Annotated in this window: 19 protein-coding genes; 6 read left to right on the forward strand and 13 right to left on the reverse strand. The window is 47.5% G+C overall.

Going from position 1 to position 21,837, the window contains the following annotated elements; translation table 11 throughout:
• Window positions 1-71 precede the first annotated feature (71 nt).
• The 3 genes from M3087_RS14005 to proS form a co-directional block, all read right to left on the reverse strand.
• Window positions 72-656, reverse strand: coding sequence for a flavodoxin family protein (locus M3087_RS14005; RefSeq protein ID WP_249096742.1), 585 nt, complete (start codon window positions 654-656; stop codon window positions 72-74).
• Entirely contained in the window at window positions 649-3,477 is a 2,829-nt protein-coding gene (locus M3087_RS14010) for an AAA domain-containing protein (protein ID WP_249096751.1), read from the reverse strand. Before M3087_RS14010 ends, M3087_RS14005 begins: the two co-directional genes overlap by 8 nt.
• A 148-nt stretch (window positions 3,478-3,625) precedes the next feature.
• Window positions 3,626-5,116 (reverse strand): proline--tRNA ligase, encoded by a 1,491-nt coding sequence (proS, locus tag M3087_RS14015; RefSeq protein ID WP_022385720.1) that lies wholly within the window; start codon window positions 5,114-5,116, stop codon window positions 3,626-3,628.
• Between the two features lie 310 nt (window positions 5,117-5,426).
• On the opposite strand from proS, the gene M3087_RS14020 reads away from it, so the two are divergent.
• Window positions 5,427-6,140, forward strand: a complete 714-nt coding sequence (locus M3087_RS14020; protein ID WP_106625803.1) for an OmpA family protein — start codon at window positions 5,427-5,429, stop codon at window positions 6,138-6,140.
• Between the two features lie 480 nt (window positions 6,141-6,620).
• Here the strand turns inward: M3087_RS14020 and M3087_RS14025 are convergent, their stop codons facing one another.
• A complete protein-coding gene (locus tag M3087_RS14025) occupies window positions 6,621-7,157 on the reverse strand; it encodes a hypothetical protein (protein ID WP_249096759.1) in 537 nt (178 codons plus the stop codon).
• A 484-nt stretch (window positions 7,158-7,641) separates the two neighbouring features.
• On the opposite strand from M3087_RS14025, the gene M3087_RS14030 reads away from it, so the two are divergent.
• Window positions 7,642-7,968: a helix-turn-helix domain-containing protein gene (locus tag M3087_RS14030; protein ID WP_249096762.1), complete on the forward strand. Its 327-nt coding sequence runs from the start codon at window positions 7,642-7,644 to the stop codon at window positions 7,966-7,968.
• A gap of 12 nt (window positions 7,969-7,980) precedes the next feature.
• On the opposite strand, the gene M3087_RS14035 is transcribed toward M3087_RS14030, so the two are convergent.
• The 7 genes from M3087_RS14035 to nusB form a co-directional block, all read right to left on the reverse strand.
• Window positions 7,981-9,339: an MATE family efflux transporter gene (locus tag M3087_RS14035; RefSeq protein ID WP_022385724.1), complete on the reverse strand. Its 1,359-nt coding sequence runs from the start codon at window positions 9,337-9,339 to the stop codon at window positions 7,981-7,983.
• A 211-nt stretch (window positions 9,340-9,550) separates the two neighbouring features.
• Entirely contained in the window at window positions 9,551-12,811 is a 3,261-nt protein-coding gene (locus tag M3087_RS14040; RefSeq protein WP_249096764.1) for a S41 family peptidase, read from the reverse strand.
• Window positions 12,812-13,070: 259 nt separating this feature from the next.
• Window positions 13,071-13,493 (reverse strand): DUF5606 domain-containing protein, encoded by a 423-nt coding sequence (locus M3087_RS14045; RefSeq protein ID WP_022385726.1) that lies wholly within the window; start codon window positions 13,491-13,493, stop codon window positions 13,071-13,073.
• A gap of 115 nt (window positions 13,494-13,608) precedes the next feature.
• Window positions 13,609-14,217: a dephospho-CoA kinase gene (coaE, locus tag M3087_RS14050; RefSeq protein ID WP_249096768.1), complete on the reverse strand. Its 609-nt coding sequence runs from the start codon at window positions 14,215-14,217 to the stop codon at window positions 13,609-13,611.
• The gene (locus M3087_RS14055) at window positions 14,214-15,230 is read right to left on the reverse strand and encodes a CdaR family protein (protein ID WP_249096771.1); all 1,017 of its coding nucleotides are present in this window, start codon (window positions 15,228-15,230) and stop codon (window positions 14,214-14,216) included. The genes coaE and M3087_RS14055 overlap by 4 nt, the downstream gene beginning before the upstream one ends.
• A gap of 37 nt (window positions 15,231-15,267) precedes the next feature.
• A complete protein-coding gene (gene yajC / locus M3087_RS14060; RefSeq protein WP_106485043.1) occupies window positions 15,268-15,579 on the reverse strand; it encodes a preprotein translocase subunit YajC in 312 nt (103 codons plus the stop codon).
• 58 nt (window positions 15,580-15,637) lie between these two features.
• On the reverse strand, window positions 15,638-16,564 hold the full coding sequence (gene nusB / locus M3087_RS14065; protein ID WP_022385730.1) for a transcription antitermination factor NusB: 927 nt from the start codon (window positions 16,562-16,564) through the stop codon (window positions 15,638-15,640).
• A gap of 365 nt (window positions 16,565-16,929) precedes the next feature.
• On the opposite strand from nusB, the gene M3087_RS14070 reads away from it, so the two are divergent.
• The 4 genes from M3087_RS14070 to M3087_RS14085 all read left to right on the forward strand — a co-directional run bounded on the left by M3087_RS14070 (window position 16,930) and on the right by M3087_RS14085 (window position 19,055).
• Window positions 16,930-17,304, forward strand: coding sequence for a PUR family DNA/RNA-binding protein (locus M3087_RS14070; RefSeq protein ID WP_249096773.1), 375 nt, complete (start codon window positions 16,930-16,932; stop codon window positions 17,302-17,304).
• Between the two features lie 119 nt (window positions 17,305-17,423).
• Window positions 17,424-18,017 (forward strand): 50S ribosomal protein L25/general stress protein Ctc, encoded by a 594-nt coding sequence (locus M3087_RS14075; protein ID WP_022385732.1) that lies wholly within the window; start codon window positions 17,424-17,426, stop codon window positions 18,015-18,017.
• Window positions 18,018-18,048: 31 nt separating this feature from the next.
• Window positions 18,049-18,612, forward strand: coding sequence for an aminoacyl-tRNA hydrolase (gene pth / locus M3087_RS14080; RefSeq protein WP_106485046.1), 564 nt, complete (start codon window positions 18,049-18,051; stop codon window positions 18,610-18,612).
• Entirely contained in the window at window positions 18,609-19,055 is a 447-nt protein-coding gene (locus M3087_RS14085; RefSeq protein ID WP_022385735.1) for an RNA-binding S4 domain-containing protein, read from the forward strand. Before pth ends, M3087_RS14085 begins: the two co-directional genes overlap by 4 nt.
• Window positions 19,056-19,183: 128 nt before the next feature.
• On the opposite strand, the gene M3087_RS14090 is transcribed toward M3087_RS14085, so the two are convergent.
• Both M3087_RS14090 and M3087_RS14100 read right to left on the reverse strand, forming a co-directional pair.
• Window positions 19,184-20,080 carry a glycoside hydrolase family 25 protein gene (locus M3087_RS14090; protein ID WP_410797148.1) on the reverse strand — a complete coding sequence of 299 codons (897 nt, stop codon included), beginning with the start codon at window positions 20,078-20,080 and terminating at the stop codon, window positions 19,184-19,186.
• A gap of 106 nt (window positions 20,081-20,186) precedes the next feature.
• Complete coding sequence (locus M3087_RS14100; RefSeq protein ID WP_022385737.1) at window positions 20,187-21,836, reverse strand: diphosphate--fructose-6-phosphate 1-phosphotransferase; 1,650 nt, start codon at window positions 21,834-21,836, stop codon at window positions 20,187-20,189.
• Between the last annotated feature and the right edge of the window lies 1 nt (window position 21,837).

The raw sequence follows: 21,837 nt of genomic DNA on the forward strand, positions 1-21,837 counted from the left end.
GAGAAAGGTCATTTTTCATTCCTGATGATAGTAAATACCTCAATTCGCTGACATCCCGTTATTTTTCCTTATCAGGAGAGCAACTTCCTTACTGCCCGACGGCAACGCTCCAAATCTTTTGCATCAACCGGTTTTTGACGCGTGCCTCCCCGCTCTATGCATGCACGCAAGCGGAAGCCACTCCATTTCAATACTTCCTTCAAGGCACGAATCACCCCTCTCGTCTGATTAAACCATCTATTAAATGGATAGGGAGTCGTGGAAGTGCTCACCACAATCGCCAGCTTTCCTTTATGCAGCGGACGGGGACCATATTTCCCCTCTCCAATCAATCCATACACCATTCGGTCAAGCAGGACTTTAAGCGTTCCCGGCATATTGCCCCAATAACAGGGTGCTCCTATTATCAGAGCATCACAACAATTAATCCGATGCAACGTGCGTTGTGCATCGTCTTCCGGTAAAACGCATTCCAAACGCGAACGACACACCATGCATCCGGTACAGGGAGCTACCTGCAAATCGAATACATTGATCCAATCGACATGTACACCGTGTGCCAGCGCTTCCTCACGCATGGCTTCAAGCATACGCGAGAGATTGCCCTTCCGACGTGGACTGGCATTGATAATCAGCAAATGTTCGACCTTATTCATGGATTAAATGATAATTTCCTCCCAAGCACGTTGATTTATAGACCTGCAGGGCATGCACCAACGTTTGTTTGATTTTCTGCTCTTCCCCTGAACCCGTTGTCGACAGGACCAGTAAAGGCAAGTCATACTTCCGGAAAACAGATTCTTTCAGTTCATCCCTCAGACTCTGCTCCGTCCCTTCGCGATGGAAACTGTAGCCATTCACTTCAATTCCCATGACCGGCAATTTACTGACTCTGTTAAACAGCAAAAAGTCCACATGGGTCTTTGCATGCGAAGCGTATTCATACTCCCGTTGCTCCAGCATCTGTTCTTTATGACGGAAAATAGAGCGTAACGGATAATGCAACACAACCTTCAGGTAAGCATATCCTCCTTCTTCCAGCACTTTCAGGATCAGCGGATAGAGTAAGTTCTCCGAATCATATTCCGAGACTTTCGGGTGCCGTTCCAGGTATTCCAGACGTTCTTTCGTGTAATGCTCATACAAATAATCAAAAATGGACGAGACCTTACTTTCAACGACCGCACAGTTCTGATAGCTGATGTAATGCAGCAAATCTGTGAGATTGCCCTCCTTTTCCTGCTTTTCTCCGGTCATCACCAGACAGAACTTCTTCTTTGCCCGGGAAACAGCCACATTCAGCATGTTATCATCATCACAAAAGGGTGTAATCTGATTATCCACAGCACTGAACACGATAGCGTCATTCTCCCGCCCCTGATACTTATGCACTGTCGCTGCCAGATCCGGCCTGCCAAACTCCTTATTGATGGCATCCACCTGATTATTGTAAGGAGTAACGATGCCCACATCATCAAAACCTGCCAACGCGGGGAATACCTCACTCCTGATTACATCTATCTCCCGCTGGTTGCATTTATTCCGGGCATGATTGCCTGCAACTGTCGTGAAAGCACTCAAGACATTCTCTTCTCCGGTGTCAGGGGTCATAATCAGCAGTTGCCCTCCATAGAACTTCTGGTTGCAGAAATTGATGATACGCGGATGGCAACGATAATGTTCGCACAGCAAGGTCTGCGGAACCTCTTTAATCACTGCCCCAATCGAAGTCAACAAACTGTAAGAGGCACAATCGTAACCTTCCGCCAGATGATAACGCTCCTGCACAATCTTGAAACGCTTCCTGTCATCTTCCGTTACCACATTGGGCAACTGTTGCGAATCTCCCACAATCACAGCATTGCGTGCACACGTCAATGCCAGGAAGCCCGTCTCGACAGCTACCTGCGATGCTTCATCGACGATGACATAATCATAAATGGTATTTGCAGCCAGACAGGAACGTGCCGAAAAGGTCGTACTCAAGACGATGGGATATTGCTTCAAAACTTCGGAAGAGCGTTTCCACAGGTCTTCCTCCGAAACCAAGACCGGACGTCCGTCACGATACTTCCGACAAAGGGCATCTTTCAGCAGGAGCAAGGAGTTCTCAGTCAAGACAGTCATCAAGGCTCCGGCATCCTGACGCTCCAGTGCTGACTCCAAAGCAGCTATAGCCTCACAAAGTTCCCGGCGACGCTTCGGGTAATACAAGGTCTGCAACCTCGTAATCAACGGAAGCAGATTTTCTCGCTCCATCCGTTTGGTCAGCCGGAACCAGTAACGGCAGAGGAATTTCAGCAGAAGCCACCTGAATCGTCCGCTCCAGCCATGGATGCCGGCAGCAGCATCTTCATCCACATAAGGCTGAAGCTCCAGCCACAACCTGAGCAACTTACCGGAAGTGAGGGAGGTGCTTTCCCGGGCGTCCTCTTCACCCAGAGCATGTTCCTGCTTGAAATGCTCCCATTCCAAGCTTGCAGCTTCCAGTTCCTGCCTCTTAACCGCCAAGTCATTCTGTAGGGAGAACACTGTATCCAACTGCCTGGAGGCTGTGTCTACCTTCTTTTGGGCATCCTGCACCTCCTCGATTTGCCAGGAGGGCAACTCCTCGGGAAGAGGAGGTTGGGAACGGATAAATTCTCCCTTATTCTCCTTATTGCCTAAGGGAGCGACCATGAAATCAAGACCATACTTTGCCAGCTTCTCCCGAATATTATCTGTTGCCGAATTGTTTGCCGACACCACCAGGGCGGTCTTGCCACGCATCACGATGTTAGCCAGGATGTTCAGAATCGTTTGCGTCTTACCTGTTCCGGGAGGACCCTGAACGATGCTGACCTGATGGGTGAAGGCTTGTCTCACCGCCTCTTTCTGACTGGCATTGCTTCCAAACGGATAAATCAGGTTTCCCGGCTCGGTCCTTTTAGGGGACGCCGAATACCCCAGGTAAAGGGAAGCTACCGTATCGTCGCCTACATAGCTGATAGCCGCATACTGCTTTTCCAGTATTCCTTGCACCGTCTCGTTCTTCCGGGGTTCTCCATTCTTGCCCAACGGATTCAGCCCGGCGATATGCTTCAGATAATCAAAGACGTCGTTGCTCCTGGAGTTGCACAAGCAATTCGTCACGACCCGGATACATTCACCGGGATAATCCCGGTAACGCCCACTGTGAAAGACAATCCGCCAGAAGCCCTGCTCATCGTAAGCATAATGCCACACGTCCTTGAGTCCGGACAGTTCCTGGCCATTCAGAAAGATACGATTGACATCCAGGGCCGGGTCGACCCATTCACGCATCCGGTTGCTCAGGTATGCCAGGTTCTGCCGGCTATACCTGTAATATTTGCTGCTGTTCGTGAAGCGTACCCGGTAGATGCCGGCATCATCCTGCTCAAAAGAGGAAATCTCGGCACTCTTCGGCACCCATTTCCCTTCCTTCTTAATCAATATATAATGGCTCGGTTCATTCATGGTCCTAAAACAAACAACGGGTTGACACGTTCATGAGGGGGACGAAGTTCCGGACGAACATTACACTCCTCCACTCATCAACCTGCCAACCCGTCACTAAGTTACTTGCTTGTATACGTGCTGACTCCGCACCGGCGTATGGCGGACATCAATAAGCTCTGGCAAAGAGCACACGGCGTGCCGACGGTTTACCGGTCAGCATGTCCACACCCGGCTGGAGACTTTCCTCGTCGGCATCAAACGGAATGCAACGGATGGTTGCCTTGGTTTCTTCCTTGATGCGCTCCTCTGTCTCGGTCGTACCGTCCCAATGAGCCAGGATGAAGCCACCCTTCTCTATCTGCTCCTTGAATTGATCCCACGTATCCACCTTGAAGGTGTGAGACTGACGGTAATTCAGTGCCTTCTGATAGATATTGGCTTGAATCTCATCCAGCAGGTTCTTCACATATTCCTCGATTCCGTCGCAAGAGACTGTATGCTTCTCCAGCGTATCACGACGCATGATTTCCATCGTGTTGTTCTCATAGTCACGGCCTCCCATCACCAGACGGACGGGAACGCCCTTCAGTTCGTAATCGGCAAACTTGAAGCCCGGACGCTTGTTGTCGGCATTATCATACTTCACCGAAATGCCCAATGCACGCAGACGGTCGACAATGCCAGCCACCTTTGCATCAATGAGCTTCAACTGCTCGTCACTCTTATAGATAGGCACAATGACAACCTGAATCGGAGCCAACTTCGGAGGCAGCACCAGTCCGTTGTCATCCGAATGGGACATGATGAGCGCGCCCATCAGACGGGTCGACACACCCCATGACGTAGCCCACACGTAGTCCAGTTTGTTATCCTTGTCGACAAACTGCACGTCAAAAGCCTTGGCGAAGTTCTGTCCCAGGAAGTGAGAAGTACCGCTTTGCAATGCCTTGCCATCCTGCATCAAGGCTTCAATGGTATAAGTATCCAACGCTCCGGCAAAACGTTCATTGGCAGACTTCACGCCTTTCATCACCGGCACTGCCATGTAGTTCTCTGCAAAATCCGCATAGACTCCCAGCATCTTCTGTGCTTCGGCCTCTGCCTCTTCACGAGTGGCATGTGCCGTGTGTCCCTCCTGCCACAAGAACTCAGCCGTACGCAGGAACAGACGGGTACGCATTTCCCAACGCATCACATTGGCCCACTGGTTGCACAAGATGGGCAGGTCACGGTAAGAGCGAATCCAGTTCTTATATGTACTCCAGATAATCGTTTCCGATGTCGGACGGATAATCAGTTCCTCTTCCAGCTTGGCAGCGGGATCGACAATCACCCCACTCCCATCTTCGGCATTTTTCAAACGGTAGTGGGTCACCACGGCACACTCCTTGGCGAAACCTTCCACATGTTCAGCCTCACGGCTCAGGTATGATTTCGGGATCAAAAGCGGGAAATAGGCATTCACGTGTCCGGTCTCTTTGAACTTGTCATCCAGCACACGCTGCATCTTCTCCCAAATCGCATAGCCATAGGGCTTGATCACCATACATCCACGCACGGGTGATTGTTCAGCCAGGTCTGCTTTTACGACCAAATCGTTATACCATTGCGAATAGTTCTCGCTACGCTTGGTCAGTTCTTTCAATTCTTTTGCCATTGCTTTATCTTGTTTTGATTATTACTCTTCGATTTTTGCGAATGCAAAAGTAGTAATTTTCTAAAAAAGAGGCTCCATCTTTGACTTAATAAGTTAGGCGGAAGCGCGTGCGGTATCCGTACATTATTCTTCTATCTCCTTCTGTCTCCTTGTCTACCCTTCTGCCGACAGAGCTGCTACCTCGCCATGAAGAAGCGGAAAATTAGACTAAATATTGATAAAAGCGGACTTTTTTAGCAACACTTTGTCAGATAAAGCCTATATTTGTCGATACAAAACGTGACATTAAATCATTAAAATTGACATGAATATGAAAGGTATCAAAACAACTTCCTTGTTACTCAGCGGCCTGTTGGTATTGGGCAGTTGCGGTAATATGAACAACACCACGAAAGGTGGATTAATCGGTGCCGGCGGCGGTGCTGCATTGGGCGGCATCATCGGAGGTCTCGTAGGCAAAGGCAAAGGTGCAGCTATCGGCGCAGCCATCGGTACGGCTGTCGGAACAGGTGCAGGAGTCATCATCGGCAAGAAGATGGACAAAGCTGCAGAGGCAGCCCGTCAGGTAGAAGGTGCACAAGTGGAACAAATCACCGACGCAAACGGTCTGCAGGCTGTGAAGGTAACATTCGATTCGGGTATCCTCTTCAACACCAGCAGCTCTGCTCTGAGCGCATCGGCACAAAGCGCACTGAGCAAGTTTGCCAACAATGTCCTGAAGCAGAACAACACCATGGATATTGCCATCAAGGGTTATACCGACAATCAGGGATGGCGCAACAGTACGGCAGAACAAAGCGTACAGAAGAACATCCAGCTGTCACAACAACGTGCACAAAGCGTTTCTTCCTACTTGCTGAACTGCGGCGTAGCCTCCAGCCAAATCAAGTCGGTTGAAGGTCTGGGCGAGGCTAATCCCGTAGCCGACAACTCGACCAAAGAGGGACAGGCACAGAACCGTCGCGTAGAAGTCTACATGTACGCCAGCGAACAGATGATTCGCGATGCCGAAGCAGGTAAGTAAAATCATCACATCCATATTAAATGAATTGTCAGAAAGGAGGCACCTCACGGCGCCTCCTTTCTTTGTTTTCAAAGAAAAGCTTCCCGGGTTGCAAGGGGGACAGACACCGGAAAGCTCCAGAGAAAAACATAAAGAGCATGCTATCAGTCAACCTTAAACCCAAATCGGTCATTAGACCGCTCAAAGTTCTCTTTGTTTCAAAAGAGCAAGCTCTTTGAGCATCTTGTCCACCTCTGTCGGCATCTTCTTCCTCGTTCTGTCTCGACGTAGCCCGCTACGTCTTCAACAAAACGAGAAACAAGCTGCAGGACAGATGCGAACAATCTACTCAAACTCTAATGACCGATTTGGGTTAAACTCAAATCATGCTTATACTATACGGCGGATAGACTTCGTCTACGCCATACTTCAGCCGACCAAAGTATGATACTTAGGCCCCCTAAGTATAATACTTTGGCAGGCTAAGTATTATACTTTGCCTCATCTAAGCCGGGCTTGTGTCTCATCTGTCCCGCCGATGTCTTCGATACGGAACTGATGGAATGTCAGACTGACGTTCCGGTCATTCGGATGCATACCCGGCTGTACCGCAACACAGACCGACATGCCATCGACAGCTTCCAGCACATAGGAGTACCCGTCTCCGGAAAGCATCCGGTACCACATCCCGTTCTGGGTATACAGGAACTTGATGGCATTCGATGTCTCATACTCCCAGGTAATCCGGTAATGAGACAGTTCTCCTTTACGGAAGGTAAACATACAGGTCTGTTCGTCGTAGTCCACATAATCCAAGTCTGTCACATCTTCCTTCAAGAAGTTCAATACCGCCACCCTTGTCAGTGAATCCGGCGTGAAGGACACCAGGTTGGCATCGGTGCATTCATACTGGAAAGGTTCGTCCAATGTCAGCTTGGGCAAAGGCTGACACTCCGTTGTCACAGCGTCATCGTCGCATGAAGTCATGGGGAAACTCCCCAAAAACAAACCAGCCATCAATGCAAAACGTCCGTACATAAATAAATCTCGTTTAGTTATATGAGTCATTTTGTTTGAAAAAGGTGAAGAGACCGGTTCACACTCCGTTCAAATCATCTCTAAACCCGTTTATTCCGGTCCCTTCGACCACTCAAACCGATGCAAAATTGAAAAGAAGAGCCTATAAACTGCTTGTTTGATTCTGTACTAAATTTGTCTATTACTAAACAAGGTACTCCTTGTCCTACTATTTGGAAAGTCCGTTTGTCAATATGGAAATAATATGACAATACGAATGGAAACTATCAGTAGCGGAACTCTATCCGCGAACGAAGGAAGATGAAAGACTTATTTACCAATTCCGGTTACTTATCGATTCTATTTAACAGAAACACAAACCATTCGGTGACTTATCGATAGATTTTGGTCATTAATCTAGAGAAACTCTCCCTTTATCTATTTTAAAACTATCCTTCTTTACAAATTCCTATCTTTGCTTGCCTACTTATCCAATGATACGACTATGAAATTCGAAGAAATCCTCCATCACTACCAGATACGTTCCTATTCAGAACATGGGGTCACCACCCAATATCTGGGACGCATCGTCCGTCAGTTTACCGGAAAGACTGTCTATCACTGGATTTGCGAAGCACTGGTCCGCGAGATTGCCCAGCTTCTGTCAGACACGGACGCCAGCCTGCAGGAGATTGCCGACCAACTGCACTTCTCCGACCAGGCCGTCATGTCCAAGATGTTCAAACGCCTCCAGGGTATCCCTCCGTCAGTCTACAGAGACCAGATTGCCCGAAGGAGGACCGAGCTGCCCGCGCCGCACAGCGTGTGCTGACCCCGAGGGGCGTCAGACACCACGCAGATTCTCCAGCTTCATCTTACGCAACTGGTAAAGCAGCATGCCAATGGCTGCCAGAGCCGCCAGGAAATCGGAAATCGGCATGCTGAACCACACTCCTTTCACGCCATAGATGGGAGGAAGCAGCGCCAGACCGGGTAAAAGGAACAGCAGCTGACGGGAGAGGGAAAGGAAAATGGATATAGCCGCCTTGCCTATGGACTGGAAGAATTGCGTAATGATGATTTGTGAACCAATGATGGGAAAGACTGCCACACCAATCTGAAGGGCAATCGTCGCCTGATGCGTCAGTTCTTCGTTATTGGTAAACATGCCCACGAACAAGCCCGGGAACAATTCGCTGATAAGGAAACCGAATGTCGTGATGCACGTCGCTGCCACAATGCCCAGCTTCAGCGTCCGCTTCACACGGTCAATGTTTCCGGCTCCGTAGTTGTATCCGCTGATAGGCTGCATCCCCATCGTAATGCCCATTACAATCATTACGAACAGCATTTGAATACGGTTCAAAATACCAAAGGCACCGATAGCAAGGTCGCCTCCGTAGTTCAGCAACCGGTTGTTGATAAAGATCACAATACAGCAGGCACACACATTCATGATGAACGGCGACATGCCGATGCTGAAGATATTGCGGATGATACGCGGACGCAGACGCAGGCTGACACGCTTGAAGCGGATGTAGCTTTTCTTGTTCACGAAATGCGAAAGTACCCAAATCATACCGGCAAACTGGGAAATAATGGTCGATATGGCAGCTCCACGGATTCCCCATTCCAGCACAAAGATACAGACCGGTGCCAGGATGATGTTACACCCGACGGTAAGCATGGCTGAAAACATGGCCTTTTTCGGATAGCCCGTGGCACGCATCATGTTGTTCAGACCGATGGTCACATAAGTAATGGGACTGCCCAGGAGGATCACCTGCATGAAGTCCCGTGCGTATGGCAGCGTCTCATCACTCGCCCCGAAGAAGTAAAGCACCTCGTCCAGGAACAGCAAGGTAATGCCACCATATATAAAGGCATTGATAACACACAGGATAGCCACATTGCCCAACACATCTTCTGCCCCTTTCACATCCTTCTGTCCCAGACGAATGGACGAGATGGAAGCTCCACCTACGCCCACAAGGGTACAGAAAGCCACCAACAGGTTCATCAGCGGGAAAGTAATAGCCAGACCGGAAATTGCCAACGGACCGACGCCGTGACCAATGAAAATGCTATCGATAATGTTGTAGAGTGAGGTTACTGTCATGGCAATGATGGCGGGAACGGAATATTGTACCAATAATTTCCCAATGGGCGCACTGCCCAAAATGTGAGGATTGTTCTCTTCCATAAATAGCGCTTTTTGATTTTGGGGTGCAAAAGTACAACAAATTCACGTCGCTTGTCTACATTTTTGATTTGCATCAAGTGTGTTTCATGTTTTTTAATAACTTGCATTTCGCATACACATCGGGCTTGCAATGCACAGGCCCCGGTCACTGTCTGAAGACCGGAGAGCCTTGCGCCTTGCAAGCCCGATAAAATCAGTCTAAGAGAGTCTGTTACTTGGCAGGCAGCTCGTCCAGTAAGGTCTTGACAGCTGCTTCCAACTGTGCATCACGCCCTTGAAGGACATCTGCCGGAGAATTATAAATCAGCACATCAGGCTCCAGTTCATGATTCTCCGCATAGTTTCCTTCCATATCCACACAGCCCACTTGCGGTATACCGAACACGAGGCTGGGGTCAATCTGGTTCTCCCACCATACTGCTGTCATCGTTCCCGGTACGGGAGCACCGACGAGCTTACCCAGCTTCAACGCCTGATAGAGTTGAGGCGTGCCGTGGGCATTGCTGTAGTTGTCTTCACAAACCAACATACAGGAAGGTTTCGTCCACTGGTTGAACGGGTCACTACCGATGTACTGGCCCTGTGCCACAAAACGTTGATATTCCTTTCCGCCCAACAGAACCATCAGGTCTTCATGGAGCCATCCGCCCCCATTGTGACGTACGTCGACCACGACAGCCTCTTTGTGACGGTACCGTCCGAGCAACTCGCTGTAAGTCTCACGGAAGCTCTCGCTGTTCATTGCCTCAATATGGATATAGCCCAAACGACCTCCTGACAGACGCTCCACTTCAGTCCGGTTACGTTCCACCCAACGATGGTAGAGGACCTCGTTCCACTGACCGGCACCAATACCACGTATGGTCTCTTCAAAACGTTCCTTGGTATCCGGATTATAGACAGCCAGACGTATCTTACGACCGACCTTGCCCTCCAGCAAGGGGAAGTAGTCTTCTCCCTTCTTCACCTCACGTCCGTCAATCTGCTCGATGATACAGCCTTCAGTCACCTTAGTCTTGATTTGGGCAAACGGACTCTTTGCAGGAATCTCCTTAATCTTCAATCCGTCTCCCTTGTAGGTCTCATCATAGAAGACACCCAGCGAAGCCGTCGGCATCGCCCCTCCCCGACCGCTATAACGCGCTCCGGTATGAGAAGCATTGAGTTCGCCCAGCAGCTCGCTCAACATTTCTGCGAAGTCATAATTGTTATTAATGTAAGGGAGGAACTTCTCATAGACCTTCTTATATCCATTCCAATCCACCCCATGCAGGTCCTTCATATAGAACTTGTCCTTCACCTGCTGCCAGGCATGTTCAAAGATATATTCCCGCTCGGCATACGGACGATAATTGAAGAACGCCTCAAATTCAATGCGTTCAGGACGTCCGGAGCGCATATCGATTTCACGCATGCCTCCACCGCCACAAATGAAGATGCCGCCCTGCTTGGACTGTACCAGGTAGCCCCTGCCAATACCTTTCACCAGAATACGTGTACTGCCCTCCTTCAGGTCCCGTACCCACAAGTCCTGCGGACCCTCGAAAGATGTCAGGTAGTAAAGCATGTTACCGTCTTTGGAAAGGAGTGCGTCGCCCAGCAAAGAAGAGTTTGCCGTCAGGCGCATGACACGGTCACGACAGTTCTCCAAGTCGAAGGCGAGTGTCTCCTCCTCTTCCTTCTCCTTCTTGTCATCCTTCTTATGCTTCTTGCCTTTCTTCTTCTTGTCCTGTTCCGCCTTTTCCTTTGCCTCTTTCATCTTACGCTCCTTTTCAGCCTCTTCATACAAGGCAAGGTCTTCGTCATTCATTCTGAACTTCTCATAGGCTTCCAGATCGAAGAACATGATGTAGACATCGCTTTCGGCTCCCCAGCTTCCGTGGCTACGGAATCCGGCACGGTCGCTGCTCCATATCATGGCTTTTCCACCGAGTACCCACTTGGCACGTCCATCGTTGTAACCACTCTGCGTCAGGTTGTGCATCTCGCCTTTTCCATCAGCCTTCAGCAGGACGATATCCTTATTGTTCCATCCGCCGACACCGATGAAGTCTGAAAGAATCCATTTGCTGTCCGGACTCCATTGGAACCACTGGTCGCCATCGGAGTAAGAATACTGGTATTTCTTATCCATCACGGTACGGACCTTCTTGCTCTTCAGGTTCATGACTCTGATGGCAGTTCTGTCTTCCAGGAAAGCTACTTCCTTGCCGTCAGGACTGTATTGCGGCTGGAAGGAGGTCTTGCTCGATTTGGTCAGACGCTCTTCCTTGATTTCGGTCGCATACGTAAATTGCTTTTCATCCTCCTTTACCAACGAAGCCTGGTAAATCTGCCACAAGCCATCCCGCTCGGAAGCATAGACCAGACTGCGTCCGTCAGGAGAAAAGTCGACATCCCTTTCCTGCTCAGGCGTATCAGTAATCTGTTTGGTCGTCTTGTATTCCACCGAAGTCACATAGACATCTCCATGTACGATGAAGGCAATTTCGTCGCCATCAGGTGAAACAGCCATTTCTGACACCCCATTCTGCAATACCTGCCGGATGACATCCCGGTCCAGACGATCCGACATGATTTCAATCTTTACCTTCTTCGGCTGCTTGCCGGGAGCCAGGGTATAAATTTCACCATCCAACCCGTAGCACAATGTTCCATTCTCTGCAATGCTCAGGAAACGTACGGGATTCACTGTATGCCTGGTTATCTGAGTCGACGACGCACTGCCCAATCGGCGCTTGAACACGTTGAAAGTACCGTTCTCTTCACTCAAATAATAGAAGGACTCGCCATCGGGTGCCCAGACCGGATCACGATCCTCACCCCGGAACGCCGTCAGCTTGGCATAACTCCCCGGGGTGCCCGGCGTATACATCCAGACATCACGTGCAATGGAAGACTTATGGTGCTTGCGCCAAGGGTCTTCGTACCCTTTCTTATCCTGGTAAAGCCATTGTTTGCCGTCCTTGCGGATGGAGATGTGCTCCATGGGCATGGACGAGAACATCCGGGGACGTCCTCCCTCCACGCTTACCTCATAAACCTGATTGAATGTGCCTGAAGGGAACTGCATGTCCTCTGCAGACGGCTGGATAGCGGCAGCAAACAAAACATGTCCGTTATCTTTAAAAACAATCGGAGTCTCACTGCCTGAATGAGTGGTCAGACGTTGAGGAACTCCTCCCTCACGCGAAACGATAAACACGTCCAGACTACCCATGCGATCAGATGCAAAAGCAATCTTTTTACTGTCCGGGCTCCACACCGGCGCTGTGTCGTATGCCGGATGAGAAGTCAGCTGCATGGCACGCCCGCCACTGACCGGCACCGTGTAAATATCGCCTTTATAAGTGAAGGCAATGGTCGTCCCATCCGGAGAAATGGTACAATCCCTCATCCACAAAGGCGATTCCTGTGCCAACGCCCATCCGGTCAGGACACAAGCTGCGGCACTCAACAAAATTTTCTTCATGTCGAAAAAAGGTTTAATGGTTTAATGAATGTCTGCAAACGTCCATCGTCACCTGATATGCTTATCACTTACCCAGTAAAACAGAATTCTTACAGATATCCACATCGTTTGTTTTATATGATAAATACACTCTGCCACAAAAGTAGTGAAGTTTTCCAAATAACAAAGCGCGAACTGCACATATATTGCAAGTAAAAATCCAAAACTTGCATCTTTTTGTGCAATTCGCGCCCTGTCAGGATACTCGGATCCCCAACTATCATTCTGCTGTCTCATCCCCGGCAGAAGCCTCTTCAAACTCTGTCACACCGGCATTGATAAGAATGTTATACCACTGAATAAGTTTCTTTATGTCATTTGCATAAACACGATCCCGATCAAAGTTAGGAAGTACCTGCGCAAAAAATTCCTGCAATTCAGCAAGACTTGCCTTCTTGTAATCGAAGTCAACAACGGCTCCATTCTGCTTGTTCTTAAGGGCTGTCAGTACCTGGCTCAAGGGGACGTCATCTTCTTCTGTATACATGGAAATATCCCCCAATGAAGTCACTTTGTCACTTGCATAAATGGGGATACGCTTCTTGGTAGCATCAAGTGTCTCGACAATCAACATGTTTCTTCCTTGCGAAAGCAAACGGTACAGTCCCGGCTTTCCGGAGACAGATAAAATAGTTCTCAACATAATTTTGTGTTTTATCTCTTAAAATAATTTGTTTTCATAACGGGGAGCAAAGATACAATGCCCCGGTCAAGATACAAAGCCCGTATTTAAAAAAATGAAGTAGCCGAAGCCATTCTCACGACCTATCAACAGATTTCGGAAAAGCATTCAGTTGAGCCAATATCTGTTCCAACTGAGGCAACAATGGCGTCACTCCGTCATTGCGCACCACAAAGTCAGCACGAGCACATAGCTCTTCGTCAGGCAACTGATGCTCCATGCGCTTCCGTATCTGCTCTTCCCGAGCTGCATCCCGCTTCATGGCACGACATAAACGGACATTCCAAGGAGCCGACACAGCAATCACCTTATCGACTGTGTTTTCAAACCCTGATTCATAAAGGATGGCGCATTCCATCCCCACCAGACGGCATTGCCTTTGCCGTTCAGACCAGTGTTCGAAATCAGTCTTTACACGTGGATGAATGATTGCGTTCACACGGGCTATACGTTCAGGGAAACCAAAAATATAAGACGCCAGCACCTCCTTGTTTAACGAACCATCCGACGCATAGACCGCATCGCCGACCAATGCCGACAAGTCACGACGGATATGAGGGTCTGCCACTGTGAGTCTTTTGGCTTCATCATCGGTTTGATAAACAGGGATATCCATTATCTGCAACAGACGGGATACAACCGACTTTCCACTACCGATACCTCCGGTTATTCCTAGTTTAATCATGGCGTTTCGAACGTATTCACTTGTTCTATGATAAAGTCGACCTCCGGTGGGTCAATACGGATGTAGCTCACATTGTTTGGAAAGCTTTTCAACTTAACCCGGTATTTATCAGAATTACATTTCAACAGTTCATCATACGTAACTGTTATCAGAAAATCATTCTCTGTGACACTCTTGAAATGCGCCAATCCCACTTGAAAAGTCAGCGACACCTTGGACGGGAAGGTCTTGAGCATCTTGTCTGCCGGGAAGTTCACCGGGTGAATGGGAATTTCCAATTTCTTTTCCGTATACATATCTGTACAGATTTCCACATCCACTCCTTCCGGAACAAACTTTGCCCCGAAAACCGGAGCCAGTATCTCGTGCCGACGAATCGTGTCGTCAACCTGCGTACAGGCAAAGCTTTTCGTATAGACAGCTGTCAATGTATCCAAAATCTCTTCCGGAGCATAAACCAATATGGAATCCGGACTGACATGCATCTCAGAGATATAGTATTGCTTCTCCGTGGTGACCTTGCTCTGCACGACCACGGGAACTTTCTTTGCTTTTCCCCGCGTATATACGATATCAAAAGCATAAGGACGTATGGCACCAACCTGTGTCGTATTCATCAGCTGCGAAGTGACCATTTTCTGAAATGAAGAACTCTCCACACGAACGCGTCCGCTCTCATTTTCCAACTCGCCAAAATCCAACGGGATCGGATAAAACGAACGTCCCAACATATAATTAATCAATACGGTTCCACGGTCTTTCACCTGTACCCGGACCGATGCCGGAGGAGGCATCGTCATCACCACATTGTCCGGGACATTCTCCACCCTTACAGGGATGGCCAGTTCCATCTCATAAGTGTCATTCAACTTCTGCAACATCCAGAAGAAGAAGGCAACGACCAGGAAAAATAAAAAAATCAGAAACTCCCTGCTTTTGGGACTGAGCAGGAAGTTTCTGACTGTACGTAACGTCCTTTGAACAAGAACAGATATATCTCTTTTCGCGGACATTGATGTCTTGATATATTAATGGAACGAATGGAAGTAATCACTTGGCAGCATTCTGAGTCGATGCCATATCCGCAAAAATCGAGTTGCGATCAATGCGTATTTTTACACCGGCTGCAATTTCCAGCACCACCACGTTGTCTTCCAGTTCCTTGATCTTTCCATAGATACCTCCGGCGGTCACGACAGACTGTCCGACTTCCAGATTCTTACGGAAGTTCATTATTTCCTTTTGTTTCTTGTTTTGAGGACGAATCATGAAGAAGTACATGATTGCAAAGATTGCCACCATCATAATGATGAAGGACAAGCTGCTTCCGCCCCCCTGCAATAATACTGTCATTAGGTTCATAGCGTTTTCTTTGTGTGTGTTTAAAATAACGTTTAATTATCGGTCGAACAAATATAAATCAATTCTTTGTCAACTTGCCTTCTTTTTTCAATTGATTAACAATTGCATCCAACATTCCATTGATGAATCCAGGACTCTTCGGCGTACTGTAGAGCTTTGCCAGTTCCACATACTCATTGAGCGAAACACTCACCGGTATATTCGGGAAACTGAGAATCTCAGCCAATGCGATTTGCATGATAATCAGGTCCATGAATGCTACACGGTCCAAGTTCCAATTACGCGTATTTTCCATCATCAGATGACGGTAGTAATCAGCATTCAGAATCGTACGACGGAACAAACGGCGTGCGTATTCCTGATCTTCTTCATCCTTATATTCGGGAAGCAAAGGCTGCTTGGCTCCAAGCTTAACATCAAAACGCTTGATGGTCTTCAGCACGAAAGTATCGACAATCTCCTTATCATCGTTCCAATAAAGGCTCTGTTCCTCCAACAATGCATCCAACTCGGGATTGTTAAAAATCAGATTCTTATAAATCTTTCTCCACAGCTCCCGATCGGCCTCATAAGAGCGGTAGGGATCCGCCATATATTCCTGATAATACTCTGTTTCCTGAATCTTCTCATAGAATGATTTCACGAACTCTTCATCATTGTCCCAGCTCTTCTTTTGTGTCTCGGTAAAGGCACACAACTGCTCGTTGCACTCCAATTGCGCTACAAATCTGTTTTCAATGAATTTCATGTTGGGATTTAATTCTTCAGGAGTGGGGCGCATCTTGCTCTTCCCGGCCAATACACATTTCTCTGCATATTTAGTCACTTCGACCATGAGAAGCAATAAATAGTTGTATAAGTCGTAAGCTTTGTTTAGGCTAAAAAACAATTCTTTTTCAGCTGTGTCCAAATTCTTACCGCCATTCTGGTAATAAGCGTAGACAATCTGTACAACTTTCAAACGAATAAGAGCTCTGTTAATCATAACGGTTATTTAAATTCTTGTATTAGAGTGTGCAAATTTACATAAATTCCACATATCCCTATAATATACACCTGACTTTTTCTCACATCCTCCACATTTCTTTCTGTGACTGCCAGTAAAAATTCATTCCTGTGAATCGGAGAATCCCATATACCTTATTATATAGTATTCATTGGGAACCGACAGTACTAATGGCAAGAGGCCTTCCCCTCATCAAGAGCGCACACACCACAACGTCCGCAGGCCAAACCCTTCAAGTTGCATTTTTCAAAAAAAGAAATATGGAGCAATCACTTTTTCACACACAAGCTTGGCTAATTAGAAAAAATTAGCCACCTTTGAAGCACATTTTTATATTTTAAGTTATGGAAGAGTTTAAAAAGAAAGGTGCTGTTGATGCAGACAAAGAGATTGTATTCTCAAGGGCTATCAAAGCCGGAAAACGCATATATTATCTGGATGTAAAAAAGAACCGTAAGGATGAAATGTTCTTGGCCATCACTGAAAGTAAGAAGGTCGTGTCTGGCGAAGGGGAAGATTCACAAATCAGTTTTGAAAAACACAAGATATTCCTATACAAAGAAGACTTCGAGAAGTTCATGAACGGCCTTCATGAAGCCATCGGATTCATAGAACAGGAACAGGGACCTATAGAACCGAAGCATGGCAACAGTAATGCCGAAAATGAGACTGAGGCTGCCCCGATGTCAGATGAAATTAAAATAGACATAGACTTTTAGAGCCACCTGTTTGGATATTTCACTGAAAAAGCGTACTTTTGCGCCGCTTTTTGACACATCGTGTGATGGTGAATTAAGCAAAACAAACTTAATTTAGAGTAACACAAACATTTACGACAATGAAAACTATCGACGTAAAAGGTACAGCCAGACCTGAAACTGGCAAGAAATCGACACGCGAAATCCGTAAAGCCGGTAGCGTTCCCTGCAACCTCTATGGTACTAAGAAAGATGAAAACGGTAATATCGTTGCAACTTCTTTCACTGTACCCAATGAAGGACTCCGTAACCTGATTTACACTCCGCACATCTACACTGTAAACTTGGACATTGACGGCAAGACCTGCAAAGCCATCATGAAAGAGATCCAGTTCCACCCGGTGAAAGACAACGTGCTCCACGTTGACTTCTACGAAATCACCGAAGATCAACCCATCGTTATGGAAGTTCCGGTTCAGCTCGAAGGTTTGGCTGAAGGTGTACGTGCCGGTGGTAAGTTGCAGCTGCAGGTTCGTAAGCTGAAAGTAAAAGCTACTTACGACAAGATTCCTGAAAGACTGGTTGTTGACGTAACTAGCCTGGGTCTTGGCAAAACAATCAAAGTGGGCGAATTGTCCTTCGAAGGATTGGAAATCCTGAATGCTAAGGAAACCGTTGTCTGCGCTGTTAAGTTGACGCGTGCCGCAATGGGTGCTGCTGCCAAGGCAAACTAATGCTTCTGACAAAACCTTTTAATCCTCATCAATGAAATATTTGATTGTAGGGCTGGGAAACATCGGTGATGAATACCGGGATACCCGCCACAACATAGGATTTAACGTATTGGATGCCTTTGCAAAGGCATCCAATATTGTTTTTAAGGATGGACGCTACGGAGCGACGGCTGATTTATCACTCAAGGGAAGGCAGCTTGTATTACTCAAACCTTCCACTTACATGAATTTAAGTGGCAACGCCGTCCGCTACTGGATGCAACAAGAGAAAGTCCCACTGGAGAATGTACTGATTGTAGTCGATGATTTGGCCCTGCCGTTTGGCACCCTGCGTCTGAAACCTAAAGGAAGCGATGCCGGACACAATGGATTAAAACATATCGCAGCGACATTGGGCACGGAGAATTATGCCCGCTTGCGCTTTGGAATAGGTAACAATTTCCCTAAAGGTGCACAGATAGACTATGTGCTGGGACACTTCAGCGAAGAAGAAAAACAGCAAATGGGTGAACGGATAGATACCGCCTGCGAGATCATCAAAAGCTTTTGCCTTGCAGGTATCGCCATCACCATGAATCAATTCAACAAGAAATGAGTGAAGCCAGAATAGACAAATGGCTGTGGGCTGCGCGCATCTTCAAGACACGCACCATTGCAGCTGAAGCTTGTAAAAAAGGACGTATCAGTGTAAACGGAAGCCAGGTGAAACCATCGCGTATGGTGAAACCGGGAGAAGTAATTCAGGTACGCAAACCGCCTGTCACCTATTCATTCAAGGTTCTCCAGGCTATTGAGAAGCGGGTCGGCGCCAAGCTTGTTCCTGAAATTTTGGAAAATGTCACAACGCCTGACCAATATGAATTGCTGGAAATGAACCGTATCAGCGGATTCGTGGATCGAGCACGAGGAACCGGTCGTCCGACGAAAAAGGAACGTCGCAGCCTGGATAAGTTCAATGAACCTGAATTCCTGGAAGACCTTGACTTCGACTTTGATTTTGATGAAGAAGACGAAGAAGAGACCAATCAGTCTAAGTAACTTCAGCTGACTATGAAAAAAGATGGATGGCAAGCTACTTCGACAAATTCCAGTGTATAATACACTTAAAATTATGCTATATTTCAGGAGTGCAAACACGGGGTATCCGCGATTGTACTCCTGATTTTTTACTTTGGTTGAATCGTAAATGACTTAAGTCTCTCCAAATCCCCATTGAATACATTCATATCCACTCTCCCCTTAATACCGGGCAAGAGTCCCAAATCCGTGTGTTGCCAGAAAGCCCATTCACCCTGATACGTCAATGAGTCCACATAATAATGGGCAATCCAGAAAGGATAAGTATCGAGAGAGTCATCACTCAAATAGCGTTCCTTAAATTTGCGGGATGTATAAATTATCGGCTTTACCCCGTAATGCTGTTCCACTCGCTTCAACCAGTTCTTCACTTCCAGGCGCAACGAGTCTTCACTATAATTTCCACGTGTCTCTACATCAAGGACCGGCGGTAAGTCATTCACAGTCAGTTCCACCTGCTGGCAAAAGAAGTCAGCTTGTTTAATGGCAGATGAAGTATTGCTGAAAAAATGGTATGCTCCACGAATAAACCCGTGTTCACGCGCCCTGACAAAATTATGCTGAAACGTCGAATCAATCCAGTCGGAGCCTTCAGTAGCCTTCATAAATACAAAATGAATTCCCGAACCGGTATGCTCCGCCTTTGCCAGCTCCCCCCAATCAATGCTACCCTGATGATGAGAGATGTCTATTCCATGTACGACCGGATGACCCGCATACATGTCCCCAAAATCCCATCGGTAAAAATAGGGCTTCAAATAATACGTATATAGAATACAGCAGTAGATGACAACAACTATGCCGGTACCAGTCCAAATGAGCCAACGTGGTGTTTCTGCCCATAACCGCCAGCCTTTCCGACTATTCTTCCTCTTTCTGTTCTTCTTCCCTGCAGTAACCGACCGCACCTTCCGCCGTGAAGAAGAAGATGCCGAATTACGCTTTACACTACGCGTCTTACGCACCGGCCTATTGACTGCATCCATCGGAGTTCTTGACACCATAACTTACTATATTCTACAAGAAAACGCAGATTTCCGCATTTCATTCATCAGCGGGAACCTGCGCTCTTTCCTATTTGCTACTGCAAAGTTAATCAGCTTTTTCTAACTGCAATGTTTTTGTCGGCTTATCACACAGTTCAGAAGGACCAAAATATTGTATCGGACCCGGGAAGACATATTCCGTCTCACGTGCCCACTCCTCACGGTGGGAAGCAAACTCCTTGAAAGGGCGTCCCTCCAAATCTACCAAAGCCTTCTTGATAACCGGATGCTCTTTTCCACGGCGATGCTCCACATTCAGCATCATGCTTAGAGGAGCTCCTCCGGCAACCCATTCATCGGCAGGTGCAACCGTATTGCGTACCGACGCCATGTAACCGGTCTTACCCGCAAAAATCAACTGGGCAGCCGTGCATCCAAGTGCGTAACAATAATCAGCATCGTAATTGGATGGGAAACCGCAACGACCTTCATAGCCTAAGAAGTGATGCTGGGTTGCGAACTTCCCGACATACTTCCCTTCTGCCTTCCACTGAGCCAACTTCATTCCGACCATGGAGGAAAGCAATACTTCCGTTTCAATACGCGAAACGCAGACATTACCATGGGGATCACGGTCAAGCGTCAGCTGAGCTGCCACGCTCTCAGGCAGACTGGCAAAAATTGCCGCATTTTTAGTCGACAGGCGGGAAATCACCCAATTACGCTGTTCCGACTGCTTGGCGGTCTGTCCTTCCGTCGTATCTGCCAACAAGTCGTTCAATTCCGCAATCAGACTCTTCATGGCCGGGATGAACTCAATCAGACCTTCCGGAATGAGCACCGTACCAAAGTTCAATCCACGTTCCGCACGTTCTGCGACAGCCTTGGCTATATAGGTTACGATATCATCCAAGGTCTGATTCTTGGCAGCGACCTCTTCGGAGATAATACAGATGTTCGGCTGGGTCTGTAAAGCGCATTCCAATGCAATGTGCGATGCCGAACGTCCCATTAATTTAATAAAGTGCCAATATTTACGGGTGGAATTACAATCACGCTCAATGTTTCCGATAATCTCTGAATAAATTTTACAGGTTGTATCAAAGCCAAAGGATGCCTCCACAATATCATTCTTCAAGTCACCATCAATGGTTTTCGGGCAACCGATTACCTGAATGCCAGCCTGTTTGGCCTGATAATATTCTGCCAGAATAGCAGCATTCGTATTTGAATCGTCTCCTCCTACAATAACGAGCGCCTTGATATCGAGCTTCTTCATGATTTCCAAGCCTTTTTCAAACTGTTCTTCTTTCTCCAGCTTGGTGCGTCCGGTACCTATCAAGTCAAAACCACCTGTATTCCGATACTCATCGATGATGTCAGCAGTCAGCTCTTTGTATTCATGATTAATCAATCCGCCGGGACCCAGGATGAAACCGAAAAGACGACTATCTTTGTTGTTCGTTTTCAATCCATCATACAAACCTGAAATGACGTTGTGTCCACCCGGTGCAGGACCTCCGGAAAGTATAATACCTACATTGATAGCAGGATACTCTTTTTGCTTCGTACTCTCTACAAACCGAAGAATTGGCATTCCATAGGTGTTGGGAAACAATTTCTTCAACTCTTCTTTGTGTGTTGCCGGTTCTGTTTTGCCAAGTTCGACCACTTCAATGGCTCCTCGCAAAGCTTTTGGCAGTTTGGGCTGATACGATTTTCTCGCCAGTTGAAGTGCACTCTGTGTATTATTCATG

Source organism: Mediterranea sp. ET5 (assembly GCF_023337025.1).
GTDB lineage: Bacteria > Bacteroidota > Bacteroidia > Bacteroidales > Bacteroidaceae > Phocaeicola_A.